Raw genomic sequence first — 21021 nt, 5'->3', positions numbered from 1 at the left:
GGAGACGTCGCGCCGCGCACACGGCGCGTTCGGTCCCGTGCGCCCCCTCCGTCTTGGCCGGTTGCGTACCTGTTCGTGAAAAGGCGTGTTCGCTGCGTAAAGGTTAGGCGTACGCTCGGGCATATGCGGATTGCGGTTTCCTTAGAAGGTGGGGCGCGAGGCGTGCCGCGGACGGGATCCGGCTGGTGCTGGGGGAGAAGGGGGCGTGGGGCGTGATGAACGACAGCACCGTCTCGCTGCCCTGGCTCGTCGTGCGGCAGGACGACAACGGCAATCGCTACCGCATCGGCCGGTACGCGACGCGCGCCGAGGCCCAGAAGATCGCCGACAGCCTCGACACCCGCGGCCACAAGCAGCTCTACTGGGTCGAACGCATCGGCCAGGCCGGCGACCCCACCCGGAACTGACCCCGCGCCCCGCGCGGGCCCTCCCGCCTCCGGCCCCGGGCGTCCCCGCAGAGGCCTCCCCGGCGGTCCCGTAGGCTCCGGCCCATGACGGAACGGACCGTGGTGGTCGGCGCCGCGCTGCTCGACGGCGACCGCCTGCTCGCCGCGCGCCGCAGCGCGCCCCCCGAACTGGCCGGACGCTGGGAGCTGCCCGGCGGCAAGGTGGAGCCGGGAGAGCGGCCCGACGCGGCCCTCGTGCGCGAACTGCGCGAGGAACTCGGCGTGACCGCCGAGGCCGTCGCGCGCGTGCCGGGTGAATGGCCCCTGAGGCCGCCCTACGTCCTGCACGTCTGGACCGCCCGCCTGCTCCCCGGCTCCCCGGCCCCCGAGCCCCTGGAGGACCACGACGCCCTGCGCTGGCTCACGCCCGACGAGATCTGGGACGTGGAGTGGCTCGACCAGGACGTGCCGGCCGTGCGGGAGACGGTCGCCCGGCTGCGGACCGGGGCGCGCTGACCCCGCCGTCCCGGTACGCCGTCGGCGCCACGGCGCGCCCCTCCTCGCGGTAGCGCTCTCCGTATATCGGGTATGGGCCCATTAACCCCACGAAACCGGACATGGGTGCACCTCGCTGGCCCGGGAAGTGATCGGCGTGATCGACACCGAAGGCAACTGCGCCGAGTGGACCTTCCCCGCGGATCCCGGCGCGGTGCGCACCGCCCGCGGCGCGGTGCGGGGACAGCTGCACGGCTGGGGCATGGAGAGCGTGGGCGACCTCGCCGCCCTGCTGGTCAGCGAGTTGGTGACGAACGCCCTGCGGCACGCCACCGGGCCCATCGGCGTCCGCCTGGTCCGCCCCGCCCGGCTGGAGGGCGTCCTGCTGGTGGAGGTCTCCGACCCGCTGCCTGACCCGCCCCGCGAACGCGCCGCCCGGCCCGACGACGAGGGCGGGCGCGGACTGCAACTGGTGGCCTCCTCGGCGCGCCGCTGGGGCACCCGGCCCGGAGGCACCGGCAAGACGGTGTGGTTCGAACTGGCCGTGTCCGACTGAGGCGGCCGCCCCGCCCGCACGAGGGAGGGGGCCGGTGCGCGCGCCCGTCGGCGACCCGTGCCGGAAGGTGTGGTTCGACCACGTGTCGGCTGGTTAGAAGACTGGAAGTGTTGTCACGGAACGGTCCGGAAAGCGCCTGGACCGTGCTGTGATCGTGAACACCGTGTCGTGCGGCGCCGTAGTGCTGGATACTGCGGGCAGCCGCTTCCGGTGACCGGTGCCGGGCGCGGTGAGCTGGAGGGGACGGTTCGCGTGAGCGAGATACCAGCGAAGGCCACGGAGTCCGAGGACCCGTCGGACGGCGCGAGGGCTGAGGCCGCGGGCGCGCTCGCAGCCGATTCCGCACGCACCCTCGCCGGCGGCGAGGGCACGGCGCCGACCGGGGACGCCCTGTGGCAGAGCAGTCCGCCCGGCTCGATCTACGACTACATCAGGGTCGCGTCGTTCTCCATCGGCCCCGACGGGCTGGTCACCCAGTGGAGCCTGCGGGCCGAGCAGATCTTCGGCATCCCGGCGCAGCGGGCGGTCGGCATGGACCCCATCGACGCGTTCATCGACCCGGACCTGAGGGAACGCGGCCAGCGCAAGATGGCCGAAATCCTCGACGGCCGGGAGTGGACCGGAGTGGTCCCCTTCCGGATGCCCGACCCCGCCGACGGGCGGCGCGGCGAGGACGGCCTCGCCGAGGTGTACGTCATGCCGACGCGCACCCAGGACGGCGAGAAGGCCGCCGTGTGCATCGTCGTCGACGTCCGCACCCTGCGCAGCATCGAGACCGACCTCGCCGCCTCGCAGGCCATTTTCGGTCAATCCCCGTTCGGTTTCCTGCTGATCGACCCCGAGCTGCGGGTCCGCCGCGCCAACCAGCGGTTCGCCTCCCTGTTCGGCGGCGGCCCCGACGACCACCGCGGCAAGGGCGTGCACGACTACCTGCCCCGGTCCGAGGCCGACCGGGTCAGCGCGACCCTGCGCCGCGTCCTGCAGACCGGCGAGTCCATCACGGACATGCACGTCACCGGCTACCTGCCCGGGTCCGACGAGCGCCGCCACTGGTCCGTCAACCTCTACCGCGTGCACAGCGGTTCCGGCCGCCCGATCGGCATCGCCTGGCTCGGCATCGACATCACCGCCCGCCGTGCCGCCGCCCGCGAGGCAGCCGCCGCCCGGCGCAATCTCGCCCTCCTGAACGAGGCGGGCGCCCGCATAGGGAACTCCCTCGACCTGGAGACGACCGCGCGCGAACTCCTCGACGTGGTCGTGCCCGGCTTCTGCGACCTGGCCACCGTCGACCTCTACCAGGGCCTCCTGGCCGGCGACGAGACCCCGCCCGGACTCGCCGACGGCAGCGCCGAACTGCGCCGGGTCGCCTTCGCGTCCGCCGTCTCCGACGCGCCCTTCGCCGGCACCGGCGCGCCCGTCGCCGTCGGCGCCGTCCACCACTACCCGTTCCACTCGCCCTGCGCGGACGCCCTGCGCACCGCCCGCCCGCAGACCGTCCCCGGCGAGGACGGCGGCCTCGTGCAGTCCACGCTCGCCGTCCCGATGGTCGCCCACGACACCGTCGTCGGCCTCGCGCAGTTCTCGCGGACGAAGGGCAGCGAGCCGTTCGGGGACCGGGACCGGGACCTGGCGGTGGAACTGGCCGCCCGCGCCGCCGTCTGCATCGACAACGCGCGCCTGTACCGGCGGGAGCACGAGCGGGCGTTGATACTGCAGCGGTCGCTGCTGCCGCCCGGCGACCCCGTCGCCTCGGGCCTCGACATCGCCTGTCGCTACCTGCCCGGCAACGCCTCCACCGACCGCCCCAGCGAGGTCGGCGGCGACTGGTTCGACGTCATCGAACTCCCCGGCCACCGCACGGCGCTGGTGGTGGGCGACGTGATGGGCCGCGGTCTGCGCGCGGCCGTCGCCATGGGCGAACTGCGCACGGCGGTGCGGACCCTGGCGCTGCTGGACCTCGAACCGGCCGAGGTGCTCTCCGCGTTGGACGAGATCGCCCGCGGGCTCGGCACCCCCGGCGGCGTCCAGCAGGCCACCCGGGCCGCCCGCCGCCCCCGCGAGGCCGACCTGTCCGAGGTGTACCTCGCGACCTGCGTCTACGCCGTCTACGACTCCGTCACCCGGCGCTGCACGTTCGCCAACGCGGGCCACCTGCCCCCGGTGCTGGTCGAACCCGGCGAGGCCGCCCTGATGCTCGACGTGCCGCCCGGCATGCCGCTCGGCGTCGGCGGCGAGCCCTTCGAGGAGGTCGAGGTCGAGCTCCCCGAGGGCGCGCTGCTCGCGCTCTACACGGACGGTCTCGTCGAGTCCCGCGACCACCCCCTGGACGAGGGCCTCCAGGCCTTCGTGGGCGCGCTCACCGACCCCTCCAGCCCCCTCGAGGACGTCTGCGACCACGTGCTCCACACGCTCGACACGCACCACGGCGAGGACGACATCGCGCTGCTGATGGCACGTGTGCAGGGACTGCCCGCCGAGTCCGTCGGCGACTGGACCCTGCCCCGCGAGCCGCGCAGCGTGGGCCGCGCCCGGGAGTACGCGCGCGCCCAGCTCCTCGCCTGGGACCTGGAACCGCTGGTCGACACGGCCGAGCTGCTGGTCAGCGAGCTGGTGACGAACGCCCTGCGGTACGGCGAGGGCGAGATCAGGCTGCGCCTGCTGCTGGACCGCACGCTGGTGTGCGAGGTCTGGGACGCGGGCCTGGTCCAGCCGCGCCGCCGCCGTGCCCGTGACACGGACGAGGGCGGCCGCGGCCTCCAGCTCGTCGGTCTGCTCTCGGCGGCGTGGGGCTCCCGGCGCACCCCGCGGGGCAAGACGGTGTGGTTCGAACTGCCCCTGCCCGACGGGGAGCACGGCCTCACCGATCCGGCGGAGGCGTTGCTGAGTCTGTTCTGACGTCCGGCGGACCGGAGTCCGCCGGAGGGCCGTCCCCCCGGCCGCCGGAGGGCAGGAGGCCACCGAGGACGGCTCCGGCGGCGCCGGCCGGGACCCGCGCGCCGGGCGCCGCGGTCGTCGCGCCGGGCGCCGCCCCCGCGTACGGGTTCCCGCGCACCCGCACGTCCTGTTCCGCCAGCTCCCGGGCCTCCAGGGCGAGGACGTCGGCGCGCGGACGGTCCCCCGGGGCGCCGGACGACAGCAGGCGCCGGGCCTCCGCCAGGCGGGTGCGGGCCGCGGCGTCCACCGCGCCCCGGTGGGTCGTGACGAAGGCGTCCGCCGCGGCGGTGGCGGCGCGGGCGGTGAGCAGCGCGGCGGCCGGGAGGACCCCGGACCGTCCCGAGGCGAGCGGCGCGGTGGCGCGCACGATCCGGCGCAGCACGCCGACCGGGTCGTACGGCTGCCCGGCGGTCACTTCCCGGCGCACGGAGGCGAGGACGGAGTCGGCGTGCGACAACCGGTCCGGGGGCCCGTCCCCGGACGCGGCCCGGGCGCGCGCCGCCGCCAGCTCCGCCTCGGCGCCGGTCAGCACGGCCGGAACCATCGACGCGGCCTCCCGCAGCTCGGCGGCGAGCCGCCGCACGCCGTCCAGGAAGACGGCCGCCTGGGCCGTCGCGCCCTCCGCGGCGCGCAGGCGCCGGGCGGCTTCCTCCCGGCGTCCCGTGTCGTTTGCCTGCCGGGCCTGGTTGAGACAGTCGGTGGCGAAGAGCAGCCGGTCCTTGGCCTGTTCGACGTGCCCGGTGACGGAGGCGGTCGCGGTGGCCGCGTACCGCGCCCGCAGCCCGGCGAGGACCGCGTCGACCGCGCCCGTACGCCCCGTCAGCTCGCGGAACCGTGTCTCCGCCACCTCCAGCGCCTCGCCCACCCCTTCCTCGAGCCCCCGCAGCCGGCCGAGGTCGCCGGCCGCCGCGTCCAGCCGGCGCCCCGCCTCCTCGCACCTCCCGACGACCCCGGCGAGCGCGTGTCGCCGGGCCGCCTCCTCCCCGGGCACGCCCTCGTCGTAGCGCTGCCGCATCAGGAAGGCGGCCGTCAGCTCGCCCTCCGCCTCCCGCAGCGCGGAGGCGAACGGAGCCACGGCCTCCGGTCCGAACCGGGCCTCGGCGAAACCGAGTTCCTCGCGGGCGGCGCGGACACGGTCGTCGGCCTCGACGAGGGCCGCGCGGGCCCGCTCGTCGAGGTCGGCCGGCCGGGGCGCGGAACGGGACCGCGACGGGGCCGCCGTCCCGCCGGGCGTGGTCCGGCCCCGGGTGCGGCGGACCCGGCGTACGTACCCGTAGCCGGCGGCGGCGCCCGCGGCGCCGACCGCCACGAGCGGCAGCACCAGATCGGCCGTGGACGTCCCGTCCTCCGCCGGCGCGGCGGACACGGGGCGGGTGATCGCAACCGCGGCGCCCGTTCCCGGCGTCGTCCCGGGTGACACCAGCCACACGACCCCCGCCGCACCGCCCAACGCGGCATGAGCCACCCGCGCGCGCAGCCGCGACCCGGCACGCCGTGGCCGGCCTCGGAACAAGGACGACGTCACCTTTCGGAGCGTAGGACCGCCGGTGCGGCCACGCGACCGGGATGCGTCCGAGGCGGGGGCCGTGCGACAGGCCGACACGGAAGGGGACACGGGGATGGAGCGCTCGCCGGCAGGGGAGCCGGAAAAGGCCCGCGCCGCGACACCGCGGACGGACGGGACGACGGAGCCGGCCCGGGACCCCGAGGCCGCCGCGCGGCCGTCCCCGGACCCCGGGTCCGTGCCGCGGCCCACGCCGTCCCGCGCGTCGGAGCCCGAGTCGTCGCCGGCCCCGGCCCCGGCGCCCGCACCCGGCACCACACCGGGACCCGAGGTCGCCCCGGACCCCGAAGCCGCGTCCGCGCCGGCCACGGCGCCCGCGTCCGCACCCGGCACCACACCGGGACCCGAGGTCGCCCCGGACCCCGAAGCCGCGTCCGCGCCGGCCCCGGCGCCCGCGTCCGCACCCGGCACCACACCGGGACCCGAGGTCGCCCCGGACCCCGAAGCCGCGTCCGCGCCGGCCACGGCGCCCGCACCGACCACGGCGCCCGCGTCCGCGTCGGCCCGCATACCCGAGTCCGGGTCCGAGCCCGCGCCCGCGTCGGCGCGCGCATCCGCGCCCCCCTCCGACCCCGCTCCCGAGCCGGTGTCCGCTCCCGAGCCGGTGTCCGCTCCTGAGCCGGTGTCCGTCCCCGAGCCGGTGTCCGTCCCCGAGTCGGAGTCCACCCCCGAGTCGGTGTCCGTCCCCGAGTCGGAGTCCACCCCCGAGTCGGAGGCCGCCCCCGAGTCGGAGGCCGACGCTTCCGGGCGTCCGGACGACGGCGCCGGTGCCGGCCGTGGTGGTGGCGGCCGGGGGAGTGGCGGCGAGGAGGGCGGAGGCGGCGGCGAGCCGGCGGGGCGCGCGCGGTCGCGGCGGCGGTGGGTGCGGCGGGGGCTGCTCGCGGTCGGCCTGCTCGTCCTGCTGCCGCTGCTCGCCTCGCTCACCGCCCTGCGCGTGAACTACCTGGGCGACCCGGACGAGAGCGCCCGTACCCGCGGCAAGGACGCCATCTGGCTGGGGCACGCCTGGGTCGACGGGCGCAAGAAGGACGCCGACGTCACCGCCCTGGCCGCCCGGCTGAAGGGGACCGGCTTCCGCGACCTGTACGTCCACGCCGGCCCCCTGGAGCACGACGGGACGCTGCCCGGGTCGGCGTACCCGAACGCCCGTTGGTTCATCGACGCCGTCCACCGCGAGATGCCCGGGGTCCGGGTCCAGGCCTGGCTCGGGGACGTGCTCGCCAGTGAGGGCTCCCGCGGCATGCGGCTGGAGCGCGCGCGGACACGGGACGCCGTGGTGCGGTCGACCCGCGAGATCCTCGCCGCTGGCTTCGAGGGCGCCCACTTCGACCTGGAGCCCCTGCACTCCGACGACCGGGACTACCTCACCCTCCTCGACGCCCTGCGCTCCGTCACCGCGGCACGGGGAGCGCTGCTCTCCGTCGCCGCGCACCAGATCGACCCGCTCCCGTACCTGCACTCGGTCCGGGGGACCCTCACCGGCCACCCGAAGTGGTGGTCGCAGGAGTTCTTCGGCCAGGTGGCCCGCCGCGTCGACCAGATCGCCCTCATGTCGTACGACACCATGCAGCCGCTGGAGAGCACGTACGGCGGCTATGTCGCCCAGCAGACCTCGCTGGCCCTGGAGGTCACCCCGGACACCACCGACCTGCTGATGGGCCTGCCCTTCTACCACGAGAAGGGCTTCGGCCACTGGGAGCACGCGGAGACCGTCGCCGCCGCCGTGCGGGGCGTCCGCCTGGGCCTGTCCCGCACGGACGTGGACCGCGCGAACTTCGGCGTCGCCGCCTACGTCGACTTCGCGGCCACGGAGTCCGACTGGACGTCGTACGAAAAGGGCTGGGTCCGTTGACCGCGGCCGGGGAGACTGGGCCCGGTGACCCGACGACAGCACCTCGCCGCCGCCGACTTCGTCCCGCTCGCCCGTGAGGCCGTCGGCGGCCACCGGACCCTCGCCGCCGCCACCCGTCTCACCGGGGGCAGCCGCAAGGGCGTCTACCGGCTCGCCTTCGACGACGACTCCACGGTGATCGCGTACGTCTGGTCCCCGCAGGAGGACTACTGGGCGCGGCCGGCCTCCGACGTCACCGACAGCCTCTCCGACGCCACCGGCCCGGGCCTGTTCCGTTCGGCGCACGCCCGGCTGACGGCCCTCGGCGTCCGCGTCCCGCGCCTGCTGCTGCTCGACGAGGACGCCGTGCACCTGCCGGCGTACGCGGCGGTCGTCGAGGACGTCACGGGCGGCACCCTGGAGGACGCCCTGCGCGACGACCCGGCCAGGGCCCGCCCGGCCGTCCGGCGGCTGGCGGAGACGCTGCGCGTGCTGCGGTCGTGCACCGCCGCCGGCCACGGCGAGGTCACCCTCGTGGAGGAGGGCGGGACGCCGCTCGCCGCCGACTGCGCGCAGGCCACCGCCGACCACGCGCTGCGCGACATCGACGAGCTGTGCGTGCGCGACCCCCGGGTGGCGGCCGTCCAGGACCGGCTGCGGGAGCGGGTGCGGCGGTTGCGGCACGCCCTCGCCCCGCGCGACACCTGCTCCCTCGTCCACGGCGAACTCGGCCCGGACCACGTCCTGCTGACCCCCGGCGGCGAACCCGTGCTGATCGACATCGAGGGCTTGAAGTACTTCGACGCGGAGGGGGAGCACGCCTTCCTGGAGCTGCGGTTCGGCCCCTGGTACGACATGCTGCGCGCCCCCGGTCTGGACGAGGACCGCATGGCCCTCCACCGCCTGGCCGTGCGCCTCTCCCTCGTCGCGGGCCCCTTGCGCCTGCTGGACGGCGACTGGCCGGACCCGGCGCCGATGCGGGCCGTCGCGGAGGCGAACCTCCGGTGGGTGCTGGCGTCGGCCGGGCGGGACGGGACGGCGCCGGGGGCGTAGCCGCCGGGCGGGATCAGCCCGGGGAGGTCCGCCGCCTGATCCGGTTCCCGAGCCACACGAGTGGGTCGTACTTGCGGTCCACGGCCCGTTCCTTCAGGGGGATCAGCGCGTTGTCCGTGATCCTGATGCCCTCGGGGCAGACCTCCGTGCAGCACTTGGTGATGTTGCAGTAGCCGAGCCCGTGCTCGTCCTGGGCCGTCCTCCTGCGGTCCAGGCCGGCCTCCTCCGCCGCGTCCAGCGGGTGCATGTCCAGCTCGGCGATCCGCATGAGGAAGCGGGGGCCGGCGAAGGCCTCCTTGTTCTCCTCGTGGTCGCGCACGACGTGGCAGGTGTCCTGGCACAGGAAGCACTCGATGCACTTGCGGAACTCCTGCGGGCGGTCCACGTCCTCCTGGAACATGCGGTACTCGCCCGGGCCCACCCCGGCGGGCGGTACGAACGCCGGGACCTCGCGCGCCTTGCGGTAGTTGAAGCCGACGTCCGTCACCAGGTCGCGGACGACCGGGAAGGCGCGCAGGGGCGTCACGGTGATCGTCTCGTCCCGGTCGAACACCGACATGCGGGTCATGCACATCAGGCGGGGCCGGCCGTTGACCTCCGCCGAGCACGAACCGCACTTGCCCGCCTTGCAGTTCCAGCGGACGGCGAGGTCGGGGACCTGGGTGGCCTGCAGGCGGTGGACGATGTCGAGGACGACCTCGCCGTCGTTGACCTCGACCCGGAAGTCCTCCAGGCCGCCGCCCCGCGCGTCACCCCGCCACACCTGGAAGCGGGCCTCGTAGCTGCTCATTCGTACAGCTCCTCTTCGGCGAGGTACTTGACCAGCTCCTCCTTCTCGAAGAGGGCGAGCAGGTCGGGGCGGATGGGGTCGGTGGTCTCGCGGGTGAGGGTGATCCGGCCCTGCGCCGGGTCGGCGGCCGCCGGATCGGTGAGCCGGCACAGCAGGTTCACGTTGCGCCAGGCACGGTCCATCGCCGGGTGGTCCTCGCGGGTGTGGCCGCCGCGCGACTCGGCGCGCTCCAGCGCGGCCCGCGCCACGCACTCGCTGACCAGCAGCATGTTCCTCAGGTCCAGGGCGAGGTGCCAGCCGGGATTGAACTGGCGGTGGCCCTCCACCCCGGCCCGCCGGGCCCGGACCCGCAGTTCCGCGAGTTTCCTGAGGGCCTGGACCATCTCGCCCTCGCGACGGATGATGCCGACGAGGTCGTTCATGGTCTGCTGGAGTTCCTGGTGCAGGGTGTACGGGTTCTCCGGCGGCGCCCCCGCCGGCTCGGCGCCCTCGGCCGAGAACGGGCGCAGCGCCTCCGCGGCGGCCGCGTCCACCTGGGCGTCGTCCACCGCCGGGCGCGCGGAGGCCAGGGCGGCCGCGTGCCGGGCCGCGTGCAGTCCGGCCCGGCGGCCGAACACCAGCAGGTCGGAGAGGGAGTTGCCGCCGAGCCGGTTGGAGCCGTGCATCCCGCCGGCCACCTCGCCGGCCGCGTACAGTCCCGGCACCCCGCGCGCGGCGGCCGTGTCGGAGTCGACGGCGATGCCGCCCATCACGTAGTGGCAGGTCGGACCGACCTCCATCGCCTCCGCCGTGATGTCGACGTCCGCCAGCTCCTTGAACTGGTGGTACATCGAGGGCAGCCGGCGCTTGATGACCTCCGCGGGCATCCGCGTCGACACGTCGAGGAAGACGCCCCCGTGCGGGGAGCCGCGGCCCGCCTTCACCTCGGCGTTGATGGCGCGGGCGACCTCGTCGCGCGGCAGCAGCTCCGGCGGCCGCCGGTTGTGGTCGGGGTCGTCGTACCAGCGGTCGCCCTCGTCCTCGGACTCGGCGTACTTGTCCTTGAAGACGTCGGGGACGTAGTCGAACATGAACCGCCTGCCCTCGGAGTTCCTGAGCACCCCGCCGTCGCCGCGCACCGACTCGGTGACGAGGATGCCCTTGACCGACGGCGGCCAGACCATGCCCGTCGGGTGGAACTGGACGAACTCCATGTTCAGCAGGGGCGCCCCGGCGAGCAGCGCGAGCGCGTGCCCGTCGCCGGTGTACTCCCACGAGTTCGACGTCACCTTGAAGGACTTGCCGATGCCGCCGGTCGCGATCACGACGGCGGGGGCCTCCAGGACGAAGAAGCGGCCGCTCTCGCGCTCGTAGGCGAAGACGCCGCAGACCCGGCCGGAGGGGTCCTGGAGGATCCGGGTGACCGTGCACTCCTGGAAGACCTTCAGCCGGGACTCGTGGTCGCCGGTCTCGCGGAAGTCCTCCTGCTGGAGCGCGACGGTCTTCTGCTGGAGGGTGCGGATCAGCTCCAGGCCCGTGCGGTCGCCGACGTGGGCGAGGCGCGGGTACTCGTGGCCGCCGAAGTTGCGCTGGGAGATCCGGCCGTCCTTCGTGCGGTCGAACAGGGCGCCCCAGGTCTCCAGCTCCCACACCCGGTCCGGGGCCTCCTGCGCGTGCAGTTCGGCCATCCGCCACTGGTTGAGGAACTTGCCGCCGCGCATCGTGTCGCGGAAGTGGACCTGCCAGGTGTCGTGCTCGTTGGCGTTGGCCATCGCCGCCGCGATGCCGCCCTCGGCCATCACCGTGTGCGCCTTGCCGAACAGCGACTTGCAGATCACGGCCGTACGGGCGCCCCGCTCGCGGGCCTCGACGGCGGCGCGCAGGCCGGCGCCGCCGGCCCCGACCACGACGACGTCCCACTCCTGCCGGTCCACCACGGACATCAGTCAGTCCCCACTCGTCTAGAAGAAGCGCGGATCGTCGAAGGCGCCGGACGCGACCAGGTAGACGTAGAAGTCGGCGAGCGCCACGCTCACCAGCGACGCCCAGGCGAGCTGCATGTGCCGGGCGTTGAGCTTCCCGATCCACTGCCACATCCGGTAGCGCACGGGGTGCCGGGAGAAGTGCCTGAGCTTGCCGCCGACGATGTGCCGGCAGGAGTGGCAGGAGACCGTGTAGGCCCAGATCAGCACGATGTTGACCAGGAAGACGAGGGTGCCGAGGCCCATGTGGCCCCAGGCGTAGTGCTCGTCGCGGAAGGCGAGCACGGTGTCGTAGGTCAGGATCCCGGCGACCAGGAGGGCCGCGTAGAAGAAGTACCGGTGGACGTTCTGCAGGATCAGCGGGAAGCGGGTCTCGCCGGTGTACCTCTTGTGCGGTTCGGCCACCGCGCAGGCCGGCGGGGACGCCCAGAAGCCCCGGTAGTACGCCTTGCGGTAGTAGTAGCAGGTCAGGCGGAAGCCCAGCGGGAAGACCAGGATGATGATCGCCGGGGAGATGCCCCACCAGCTGCCGAAGACCTCCCAGTTGGGGCCCGCGCGCATGGGCGCGCAGCGCTCGGCCAGGCAGGGCGAGTAGAACGGCGACACGTACGGCGCCGCGTAGTAGTGGGCGTCGGCGAAGGCCCGCCAGGTCGAGTACACGACGAACGCCAGCAGGCCGGCGGCGGTGGCCGCGGGGGCCAGCCACCAGCGGTCGGTGCGCAGGTGGGGCGCGGCGATCGCGGCGCGCGCGGGGGAGCGCACGCCGCGGGACGGATGGGGGTCGGTGGCGGGAGGTTCCGTACCAGTGGCCACTTCATGACTCCGGTCGGCTCGGGACTCCGGACGGTTCAGGGGGCACGGCGGTCACGGGCGCCGAGTCCCTCGTCGTCCGTGTCGATCCAGAGGGAGTCGTCGTAGGGGGTGTCGGGGATGGTGACGAGGTCCGGGCGCTGGACGGCGGCGGGAGTGGTGGCCGCCGCGCGCAGCAGCGCGACGCTCTCGCGCAGGTGGTCGGCGTCGGTGCGGACGCGGCGCATGTCGAGGCCGCCGCGGCCGAGGTGCTGCTCCAGACGGCCCACGGACCGCGCCAGGTCGTCGAGGCAGCGCTGGACCGTTGTCAGATCGTCGTGCACGGACATGACGTGACCTCACTTCCGCGGGCCCTCGGGCCCTGGACGGCGACGCTCATGCGCCTGAGAGTGTTGCGCGTCACACCTGCGGATGTGAAGGCGTGTGCAGCGATTGGCCGATCGCACGCCCTCCGCGCACGCCTGGACGCGCTCTGTGTGCGCCGGGGGAGGCGTTGCTCCGCGCGAGTGGGCTTGTGGGGCCCCGCCGCCGTGTCGCCCCCGGCAGGCGAACCCTTTCCTCTTCAGTGGGCTGTAGATCAGATCAACACCAAAATAGCGCCATAGGTGAACATAACGCACTCCTGCCATCGGCGGCAGCGGCCCCCCGGAGGTACCTGAGATGTCCCACGACGGCGTCGGACTGCGCGCGGTCACGCGCGCGGTCGCCTTCCTGACCGCGGGCGCGCTCGCCGTCCCGGTGCTGACCGCCTGCGGCGCGGACGACCGGGCCGGGAAGCCGCTGGCCGCCCAGGACATCGCCCGGGCCGCCCGCGACCGGGTCGCCGAGGGCGGCACCCTGCGCTGGGCGGTGGACTCCGTGCCGGAGACCTTCAACACCTTCCAGGCCGACGCCGACGCCACGACCACCCGGGTCGCCCAGGCCGTCCTGCCGTCGATGTACCGGGTGGACGCGAACGGGCGGCCCGCGCGCAACGCCGACTACCTGGAGTCCGCCGAGGTCGTCGAGACCGAGCCCAAGCAGGTCGTCCTCTACCGGCTCGACCAGCAGGCCGTGTGGAGCGACGGCCGGGAGATCGGCGCCGCCGACTTCGCCGCCCAGTGGCGCGCCCTGTCCGGCAAGGACAGCGCCTACTGGACCGCCCGCAACGCCGGCTACGACCGCATCGAGAAGATCGAGCGCGGTGCGAACGACCTCGAGGTCCGGGTCACCTTCGGCCGCCCCTACGCGGACTGGCGGTCGCTGTTCTCCCCGCTGTACCCGAAGGACGTCATGGGCACGCCCGACTCCTTCAACGACGGGGCGCGGCGCAAGCTCCAGGTCACCGCCGGGCCGTTCGCCGTGAAGCAGGTCGACCGGGGGCAGGGCCGGATCCGGCTCACCCCCAACCCGCGCTGGTGGGGACGGCCCGCCAAGCTCTCCGAGATCGTGCTGACGTCCGTGAAGCGCGACCGGCGGGCCGCCGCGCTCGCCGCCGGGCAGATCGACCTGGCCGAGATCGACGTGGCCGCGGTCCAGCGCATCGACGGCGCCGCCCAGGGCGGGGCGGGACCGCTGGCCGGCCCCGGCGGCGGCCGCTCCGCCCCGAAGGCGCCGGGCTCCCGGGTCCTCGCGGACGACTCCGGCGAGGGCACGGCCGAGGACGAGACGTACGCCCGCAAGGAACTGGGCAAGGCGGTCGCGACCTGGGAACGCGAGCAGAAGGCGCTGCGCGACTTCGAGGTGCGCAAGTCGCTGGAGCCGGCCTACACCCAGCTCGCCCTGAACGGCGCCGACGGCCCGCTCGCCGACGAGCGGGTGCGCCGGGCGGTGGCCCGCGCGCTCGACCGCGAGGAACTCGTCGAGACGGTGCTCAAGCCGCTGGGCCTGCCCGCGGTGCCCGTCGGCAGCCACCTCGCCCTGTCCGGGCAGGAGGCCTACGCCGACGGCAGCGGAGCGCTGGGCGGCCAGGACACCAAGGAGGCGCAGGCGCTGCTCGCGGACGCCGGCTGGGTCCCCGGCGGCCCGGTCGAGGAGCGGGGGAAGACGGAGAAGGCGGCCGGGTCCGAGGGCGAGAGGCCGCGGGGAGGCAGGGCCGGACAGGACGCCGCCGAGGACGACGACGGCACGTACATCGTCGGCGAGGACGACAAGGCGCCGGGGCGCGGGCACGAGGACCACGGCAGCCGGCTCGCCCAGGACGGCAAGCACTCCCTCCGCCGGCAGGGCGCGCCGGGCGCCTACGCCCCCCGGGGCACCGCCGCCCCGGCCGGCGCCGCGCGCGGGACGCTGGCCAAGAACGGCAAGGCGCTCACCCTGCGGTTCGTCCTGCCGTCCGGCCCGGGCGCGCAGCCGCTGCACGCGGTCGCCGGGCGGATCGCGCGGATGCTGGGCAGGGTCGGCATCCGCACCGAGCTGACGAAGGTCTCCGACGAGAGCTACTTCAAGGACCACATCGCCTCCGGCGAGTACGACCTCGCGCTGTACTCCTGGCCGTCCTCCGCCTTCCCGGCCACCGACGCCCGGCCGATCTACGCCAAGCCCGTGCCGGCCGCCGACGGCTCGCTGAGCGTCGAGCAGAACTACACCCGGGTCGGCACCGACCAGGTCGACCAGCTCTTCGACCAGGCGATCTCGACGCTGGACGAGGAGGAGGAGCGGTCCCTGCTGCGCAAGGCCGACGCCCGGATCTGGGCGGCTGCCGGATCGATTCCCCTCTACCAGCGCCCCCAGCTGACGGCGGCGAGGAAGAACGTGGTCAACGCCGGGGCCTTCGGTTTCCAGACGCCGGTCTACGAGGACATGGGCTTCCTGAAGAAGGGCGCGAGGATCGCGCCGAGTCCGGCCGGGGGGTGAGCCGGCGCGGGGGGTGACGTGCGCCTCGTGGCCCTGTGGAGGTCGTTCCCCGTCGGGCCACGTACCATGGGGTGAGGCCGTGGCATGTCAAGCCCGGCAGGGCCCGCGTAACACGGACGTACGCAGCAGGGCCGTCCTCACACTCCGGGAGAACGCCGCTTTATGGCCACGCGCCACGACATTCGCAACGTAGCCATCGTCGCCCACGTCGACCACGGCAAGACGACCATCGTCGACGGCATGCTGAAGCAGGCCGGCGCCTTCGCCGCGCACCAGCTCGACTCGGTCGACGACCGCATGATGGACTCGAACGACCTGGAGCGTGAGAAGGGCATCACGATCCTCGCCAAGAACACGGCGGTGAAGTACCACCCCAAGGACGGCGGGGAACCGATCACGATCAACATCATCGACACCCCCGGCCACGCCGACTTCGGCGGTGAGGTCGAGCGCGGTCTGTCGATGGTCGACGGTGTCGTGCTGCTGGTGGACGCCTCCGAGGGCCCGCTGCCGCAGACCCGCTTCGTGCTGCGCAAGGCGCTGCAGCAGCGGCTGCCGATCATCCTGTGCATCAACAAGACGGACCGGCCGGACTCCCGGATCGACGAGGTCGTCAACGAGACCTACGACCTCTTCCTCGACCTGGACGCCGACGAGGACCAGATCGAGTTCCCGATCGTCTACGCCTGCGGCCGTGACGGCGTCGCCTCGCTGACCAAGCCGCAGGACGGCACGGTGCCGGGCGACTCCGACAGCCTGGAGCCGTTCTTCTCGACGATCCTGGAGCACATCCCGGCCCCGACCTACGACGAGGACGCCCCGCTCCAGGCCCACGTCACCAACCTGGACGCCGACAACTTCCTCGGCCGCATCGCGCTGCTGCGCGTCCACCAGGGCGAGCTGAAGAAGGGGCAGACCGTCGCCTGGATGAAGCGCGACGGGTCCGTCACCAACGTGCGCATCTCCGAGCTGATGATGACCGAGGCGCTCACCCGCAAGCCCGCCGAGAAGGCCGGCCCGGGTGACATCTGCGCGGTCGCCGGCATCCCGGACATCATGATCGGCGAGACCCTGGCCGACCCGGAGAACCCCGTCGCGCTGCCGCTGATCACGGTCGACGAGCCCGCGATCTCCATGGTCATCGGCACCAACACCTCCCCGCTGGTCGGCCGTGGCGGCACGGGCAAGGGCGCCGACGCCAAGTCGGCCGTGAAGGACCGCAAGGTCACCGCCCGCCAGGTCAAGGACCGTCTGGACCGCGAGCTGATCGGCAACGTCAGCCTCCGCGTCCTGGACACCGACCGGCCGGACGCCTGGGAGGTGCAGGGCCGCGGTGAGCTGGCGCTGGCCATCCTGGTCGAGCAGATGCGCCGCGAGGGCTTCGAGCTGACCATCGGCAAGCCCCAGGTCGTCACCAAGGAGGTCGACGGCAAGGTCTACGAGCCCGTCGAGCGCATGACGGTCGACGTGCCCGAGGAGCACATGGGCGCGGTCACGCAGCTCATGGGCGTCCGCAAGGGCCGGATGGACAACATGTCGAACCACGGCTCCGGCTGGGTGCGCATGGAGTTCGTCGTCCCGTCCCGCGGCCTGATCGGCTTCCGGACCGAGTTCCTGACCCAGACCCGCGGCACGGGCATCGGGCACTCCATCCACGAGGGCCACGAGCCCTGGTTCGGCACGCTCCAGACCCGCAACAACGGCTCCCTGGTCGCCGACCGCTCCGGTGCCGTCACCGCGTTCGCGATGACGAACCTCCAGGAGCGCGGCGTGCTGTTCGTCGAGCCCGGCACCGAGGTGTACGAGGGCATGATCGTCGGTGAGAACTCCCGCTCCGACGACATGGACGTCAACATCACCAAGGAGAAGAAGCTCACCAACATGCGGTCCTCGACGGCCGACGTGGCCGAGTCGATCGTGCCGCCGCGCAAGCTGTCGCTGGAGCAGTCGCTGGAGTTCTGCCGCGACGACGAGTGCGTGGAGGTCACCCCGGAGGCGGTTCGCATCCGCAAGGTGAACCTGGACGCCCGCGAGCGCGCCCGCGCCGCGAGCCGCGCCAAGCACGGCTGACCGGCGGCCGCACGAGCCGCCGGCACCGCGTCACCGAGCCCGGGTACCCCCTCTTGGGGGTGCCCGGGCTTTTCGCAACCCGTTTTCCGGGGCGGTCGGCGCCCCCGGTGTCCGGAATGCGGAGTTTCTCGCCCGATAGCCAGGTAACACGTCCGTTTCGCGGCCTTCTCGCGCCAGACACTTTGTCCGAATTTTGGAAGATCCAGGCGTGAGCTGTGACTGAATTGAGATTTAAAGACAGTGGTCGGCACCTGGCGCATGGCAGATAGTTAGCCGCGTAGCGCTCGGGTCAATGGGTCTCGCGCTGTGGGGACAGCGCCGACTCACGAGCACCAGGGGGTGTCTGACCCTCCGTCAGGGGTGTCGGAGGACAGACGAGCGCCCCCTCCTGCCGGTGAACACGTGATGTCACAAGGAGGAGTTCCATGCCGTCCATGGCCGGTCCATCCGTTCCCGCCCCCGACGACCGTCACTGAGCTCGCGTCCGGCCGCCGCGTGCGGCCGTTCGACTACGCGCGTCCGGCTGCGGGTTCGCCCGCCGGTTCCGGCGCGCCCTGACGTCCCTTCCCGCACCGTCCGGTGATCGCGCGCACCCTGCCGCGGCCGCCGGTTCGGCGCACCCACACCTGTGAGATGGGCGAACCGTGACAAGTCCTACCGACATCGAGGGCGGCGGTACGTCGGTCGTCGTCGACGGCGACCACGTGCCGCGGCCGGACCCCGGGGCCGCGGTGGTCGCGGGCCGGTCCCCGGGCCGGCTGATGTGGATCCGCTTCAAACGCGACCGCACGGGCGTCGTGTCGGCCTGCGTCGTGGCGTTCTTCTTCCTGATCGGACTGCTCGCCCCGCTGATCTCGAAGCTCTACGGCAAGACCCCGTACACCGTCTACGCCGACGAGCGGCCGGAGTTGTTCGACAGCGCGGGTGTGCCGGTGCAGCCCAACGGGGGCATCAGCGGCGAGTTCTGGTTCGGCCTCGAACCGGGCAACGGCTACGACGTCTTCATCAAACTGCTCTACGGCATCCGCAACTCCCTGGGCATCTCGCTGGCGGTCACCGTCGCCACCGTGCTGACGGGCATCGTGCTCGGCGTCGCGGCCGGCTATCTCGGCGGCCGGACCGACTACCTAATCAGCCGTCTGATCGACTTCCTGCTCGCCATCCCGGCCCAGCTGTTCTTCATCGCGAGCATGCCGGTCGTGGTCTCCCTGTTCGTCAGCCCGCGCGACGAGACACCCGTCTACGTCCGGGTCGTCGCGCTGATCGCGGTGCAGTGGTTCCTCGGCTGGATGAGCCTGGCCCGCATCCTGCGCGGCACCAGTCTCGCCCTGCGGGAGCGGGAGTTCATCGAGGCCGCCAAGGTGAGCGGGGCGCCCCCGGGCCGGATCATCCGCAGGGAGATCCTGCCCAACGTGGTCACGCCGATCCTGGTGCAGGCCACCTACATGCTGCCGAACTTCGTGACCGCGGAGGCCGGCCTGTCCTTCCTCGGCGTGGGCCTGGTCGAACCGACCCCGGACTGGGGCCAGATGTTCTCCAAGGCCGCCACCGAACTCGTGATGCAGAACGACATCACCTACATGTTCTTCCCCGGCGTCTCGATGATCGTCTTCATCGTGGCGTTCAACCTGCTCGGGGACTCGGTCCGGGACGCCTTCGATCCCAAGACGGCCCGCTGACCAGCACGTCGGGGCGTCCTCGCCCCACCTTCCGGCCGGCCCGCACCGCGCCGGCCCGCACACCGGACAGCACTTCGTCGGCACCTGTGAACACACGGATGGGTGGGAATTGAGTGATGGGTAAGCGTGGACGCCGCGCGTACGGCGCGCTCTCACTGCTCGCGGCGGGAGCCCTCGTGCTCTCCGGCTGCAGCGAGGGCGGCAGCAAGGAAGGCAGCGACAAGGGGGACAAGGAGAACGCCGAACGGCAGCAGTCGTCCATCGAGTTCGGCGACGCCAAGGCCTCGGCCGGCCCGGCCGCGGAGATCCCCGGCGCCAAGCCCGGCGGCACGGTCACGGTCCTCCAGCGCGACAGCTACGCGCACCTCGACCCCGGGCAGATCTACGTCTCCGACGAGATGGCCCTGTCGCAGCTGATCCACAGAGGCCTGACCGGCTACAAGGCCACCGGCGACGACGGCAAGGGGCACGTGGTCGTCGGCGACCTGGCCACCGACAGCGGGACCACCTCGGACGGCGGCAAGACCTGGAAGTACACGCTCAAGGACGGGGTCAAGTGGGCCGACGGCTCCGCGATCACCTCCGCCGACGTGCGCCACACCTTCGAGCGCCTGTTCGCGCCGTTCATCTCCCAGGGCCCGACCTACATCCAGCAGTGGCTGGCCGACACGCCGGGCACCGGATACCGCGACCTGCTCAAGGGCGGTCCGTACGGCGGCAAGCACCTGCCGGACACCGTCCTCCGGACACCGGATGCCAAGACCATCGTCTTCACGTTCAAGAAGGCCAGGCCGGACCTGCCGTACGCGCTGGCCATGGCCGGCTACTCGATCGTCTCCCAGAAGAAGGACACCAAGGAGCGGTACGACAAGGCCCCGATGACGGCCGGCCCGTACAAGATCCAGGAGTTCAAGTCCGGCAAGTCCATGACGCTGGTGAAGAACTCCCACTGGGACCCCGCCTCCGACCCCATCCGGCACCAGTACGTCGACCGGTTCGACATCGCGTTCAACAAGCAGTACGAGGACTCCACCAAGGCCATCCTCGACGACTCCGGGGCCAACGCGACCGCGATCAGCTTCAACAACCAGGTCGACGCCGGCAACCTGTCCAAGGTGCTCGCGGACCCGGCGCTGAAGCCCCGCACGGTCTCCGGCTACCAGCCGTACGTCGGCCAGATCAACATCAACCTGAGCCACCAGGAGATGCAGGACAGGACCGTCCGCGAGGCCATCGCCCACGCGCTGCCGATCACGCCGTTCGTGCGCGCCTTCGGAGGCACCCAGGCGATGGAGGTCGCCGGCGGCCTGATCAGCCCGACCGTCTCCGGCTACGACCCGTCCTTCGACCCCTTCGGCAAGAAGAAGAAGCCCGCCGGTGACCCGGCCAAGGCCAAGGAACTGCTGGAGAAGGCCGGCAAGACGGGCCTGAAGCTGACCTTCGGCTACATCAACACCCCCGAGGGCCAGCAGTACTCCACCGCCATGGCCGCGGGCCTGGAGAAGGCCGGCTTCGACGTGCAGCGCCAGGAGATCCCGGCCGAGACGTACTACGACCAGGTCAGCAAGGTCGACAACAACTTCGACATCTTCCACACCGCGTGGGGAGCCGACTGGCCGAGCGCCTCGACCGTCATCCCGCCGCTGTACGACGGGCGCCAGATCCAGGACGGCGCCTCGAACTACTCGCACATCGACGACGAGAAGGTCAACGCCGACATCGACAAGGCGAGCGTCGTCACCGACCCGGTCAAGGCCGCGGAGGCGTGGAACGCCATCAACGAGTACATCGTGAAGGACGTCGTCTCCAACGTTCCCACGGCCTACTACAAGCAGACCCAGATCGCCGGTTCCCGGATCGGCGGCCTCGTGTACGACGACGTCATCGGCGGCGTCGACCCGCGCCGGCTGTTCGTGAAGTAGCCCCTTGCGACCGCGGCGGCCCCCCCCCCCCCCCCCCCGGCGCGGGGGGGGGGGGGGCCCCCCGCCCCCCCCGCCCCGCCCCCCGCCCCCCGGCCGGGGGGGGGGGCAAGCCCCGGGCCGCCAGGGCCGGCGGGG

General features: G+C 73.1%; 15 protein-coding genes. 10 read left to right on the top strand and 5 right to left on the bottom strand.

Annotated elements, in window-relative coordinates; all coding sequences use genetic code 11:
* The first annotated feature begins 215 nt into the window (after window positions 1–215).
* The 4 genes from ACH4F6_RS11125 (at window position 216) to ACH4F6_RS11110 (ending at window position 4332) form a co-directional block, all read left to right on the top strand.
* Window positions 216–407 carry an SPOR domain-containing protein gene (locus ACH4F6_RS11125; protein ID WP_397959702.1) on the top strand — a complete coding sequence of 64 codons (192 nt, stop codon included), beginning with the start codon at window positions 216–218 and terminating at the stop codon, window positions 405–407.
* A gap of 84 nt (window positions 408–491) precedes the next feature.
* Entirely contained in the window at window positions 492–902 is a 411-nt protein-coding gene (locus tag ACH4F6_RS11120) for a (deoxy)nucleoside triphosphate pyrophosphohydrolase (protein ID WP_397959701.1), read from the top strand.
* Window positions 903–1029: 127 nt separating this feature from the next.
* Window positions 1030–1437: an ATP-binding protein gene (locus tag ACH4F6_RS11115; protein ID WP_397959700.1), complete on the top strand. Its 408-nt coding sequence runs from the start codon at window positions 1030–1032 to the stop codon at window positions 1435–1437.
* A 252-nt stretch (window positions 1438–1689) separates the two neighbouring features.
* Window positions 1690–4332 carry a SpoIIE family protein phosphatase gene (locus tag ACH4F6_RS11110; protein WP_397959699.1) on the top strand — a complete coding sequence of 881 codons (2643 nt, stop codon included), beginning with the start codon at window positions 1690–1692 and terminating at the stop codon, window positions 4330–4332.
* Here the strand turns inward: ACH4F6_RS11110 and ACH4F6_RS11105 are convergent.
* Window positions 4295–5737 carry a hypothetical protein gene (locus ACH4F6_RS11105; protein ID WP_397959698.1) on the bottom strand — a complete coding sequence of 481 codons (1443 nt, stop codon included), beginning with the start codon at window positions 5735–5737 and terminating at the stop codon, window positions 4295–4297. The genes ACH4F6_RS11110 and ACH4F6_RS11105 overlap by 38 nt on opposite strands.
* Before the next feature lie 802 nt (window positions 5738–6539).
* Between ACH4F6_RS11105 and ACH4F6_RS11100 the strand changes: the two genes are divergently transcribed.
* Window positions 6540–7787, top strand: a complete 1248-nt coding sequence (locus ACH4F6_RS11100; protein WP_397959697.1) for a hypothetical protein — start codon at window positions 6540–6542, stop codon at window positions 7785–7787.
* Between the two features lie 24 nt (window positions 7788–7811).
* Window positions 7812–8819, top strand: coding sequence for a phosphotransferase family protein (locus tag ACH4F6_RS11095; protein ID WP_397959696.1), 1008 nt, complete (start codon window positions 7812–7814; stop codon window positions 8817–8819).
* Window positions 8820–8832: 13 nt separating this feature from the next.
* Here the strand turns inward: ACH4F6_RS11095 and ACH4F6_RS11090 are convergent, their stop codons facing one another.
* The 4 genes from ACH4F6_RS11090 to ACH4F6_RS11075 are packed head-to-tail and all read right to left on the bottom strand — an operon-like array spanning window position 8833 to window position 12709.
* Entirely contained in the window at window positions 8833–9609 is a 777-nt protein-coding gene (locus tag ACH4F6_RS11090) for a succinate dehydrogenase/fumarate reductase iron-sulfur subunit (protein ID WP_397959695.1), read from the bottom strand.
* Window positions 9606–11531, bottom strand: a complete 1926-nt coding sequence (locus ACH4F6_RS11085) for a fumarate reductase/succinate dehydrogenase flavoprotein subunit (RefSeq protein ID WP_397959694.1) — start codon at window positions 11529–11531, stop codon at window positions 9606–9608. The genes ACH4F6_RS11090 and ACH4F6_RS11085 overlap by 4 nt, the downstream gene beginning before the upstream one ends.
* A gap of 18 nt (window positions 11532–11549) precedes the next feature.
* Entirely contained in the window at window positions 11550–12383 is an 834-nt protein-coding gene (locus tag ACH4F6_RS11080; protein WP_397959693.1) for a hypothetical protein, read from the bottom strand.
* A 35-nt stretch (window positions 12384–12418) separates the two neighbouring features.
* A complete protein-coding gene (locus ACH4F6_RS11075) occupies window positions 12419–12709 on the bottom strand; it encodes a hypothetical protein (RefSeq protein ID WP_397959692.1) in 291 nt (96 codons plus the stop codon).
* Between the two features lie 331 nt (window positions 12710–13040).
* Here ACH4F6_RS11075 and ACH4F6_RS11070 point away from each other — a divergent pair, with 331 nt between their 5' ends.
* The 4 genes from ACH4F6_RS11070 to ACH4F6_RS11055 all read left to right on the top strand — a co-directional run bounded on the left by ACH4F6_RS11070 (window position 13041) and on the right by ACH4F6_RS11055 (window position 20886).
* On the top strand, window positions 13041–15215 hold the full coding sequence (locus ACH4F6_RS11070) for an ABC transporter family substrate-binding protein (RefSeq protein ID WP_397959691.1): 2175 nt from the start codon (window positions 13041–13043) through the stop codon (window positions 15213–15215).
* Between the two features lie 162 nt (window positions 15216–15377).
* Window positions 15378–17285, top strand: coding sequence for a translational GTPase TypA (typA, locus tag ACH4F6_RS11065; protein ID WP_397959690.1), 1908 nt, complete (start codon window positions 15378–15380; stop codon window positions 17283–17285).
* 644 nt (window positions 17286–17929) lie between these two features.
* Window positions 17930–18964, top strand: coding sequence for an ABC transporter permease (locus tag ACH4F6_RS11060; protein ID WP_397959689.1), 1035 nt, complete (start codon window positions 17930–17932; stop codon window positions 18962–18964).
* Window positions 18965–19080: 116 nt separating this feature from the next.
* Complete coding sequence (locus tag ACH4F6_RS11055; protein WP_397959688.1) at window positions 19081–20886, top strand: ABC transporter substrate-binding protein; 1806 nt, start codon at window positions 19081–19083, stop codon at window positions 20884–20886.
* Window positions 20887–21021 lie beyond the last annotated feature (135 nt).

The sequence above is a fragment of the Streptomyces sp. NPDC017936 genome, assembly GCF_044328485.1.
In the GTDB taxonomy this organism is placed as follows: domain Bacteria; phylum Actinomycetota; class Actinomycetes; order Streptomycetales; family Streptomycetaceae; genus Streptomyces.
This window is presented reverse-complemented; position numbering and strand designations above follow the sequence as displayed.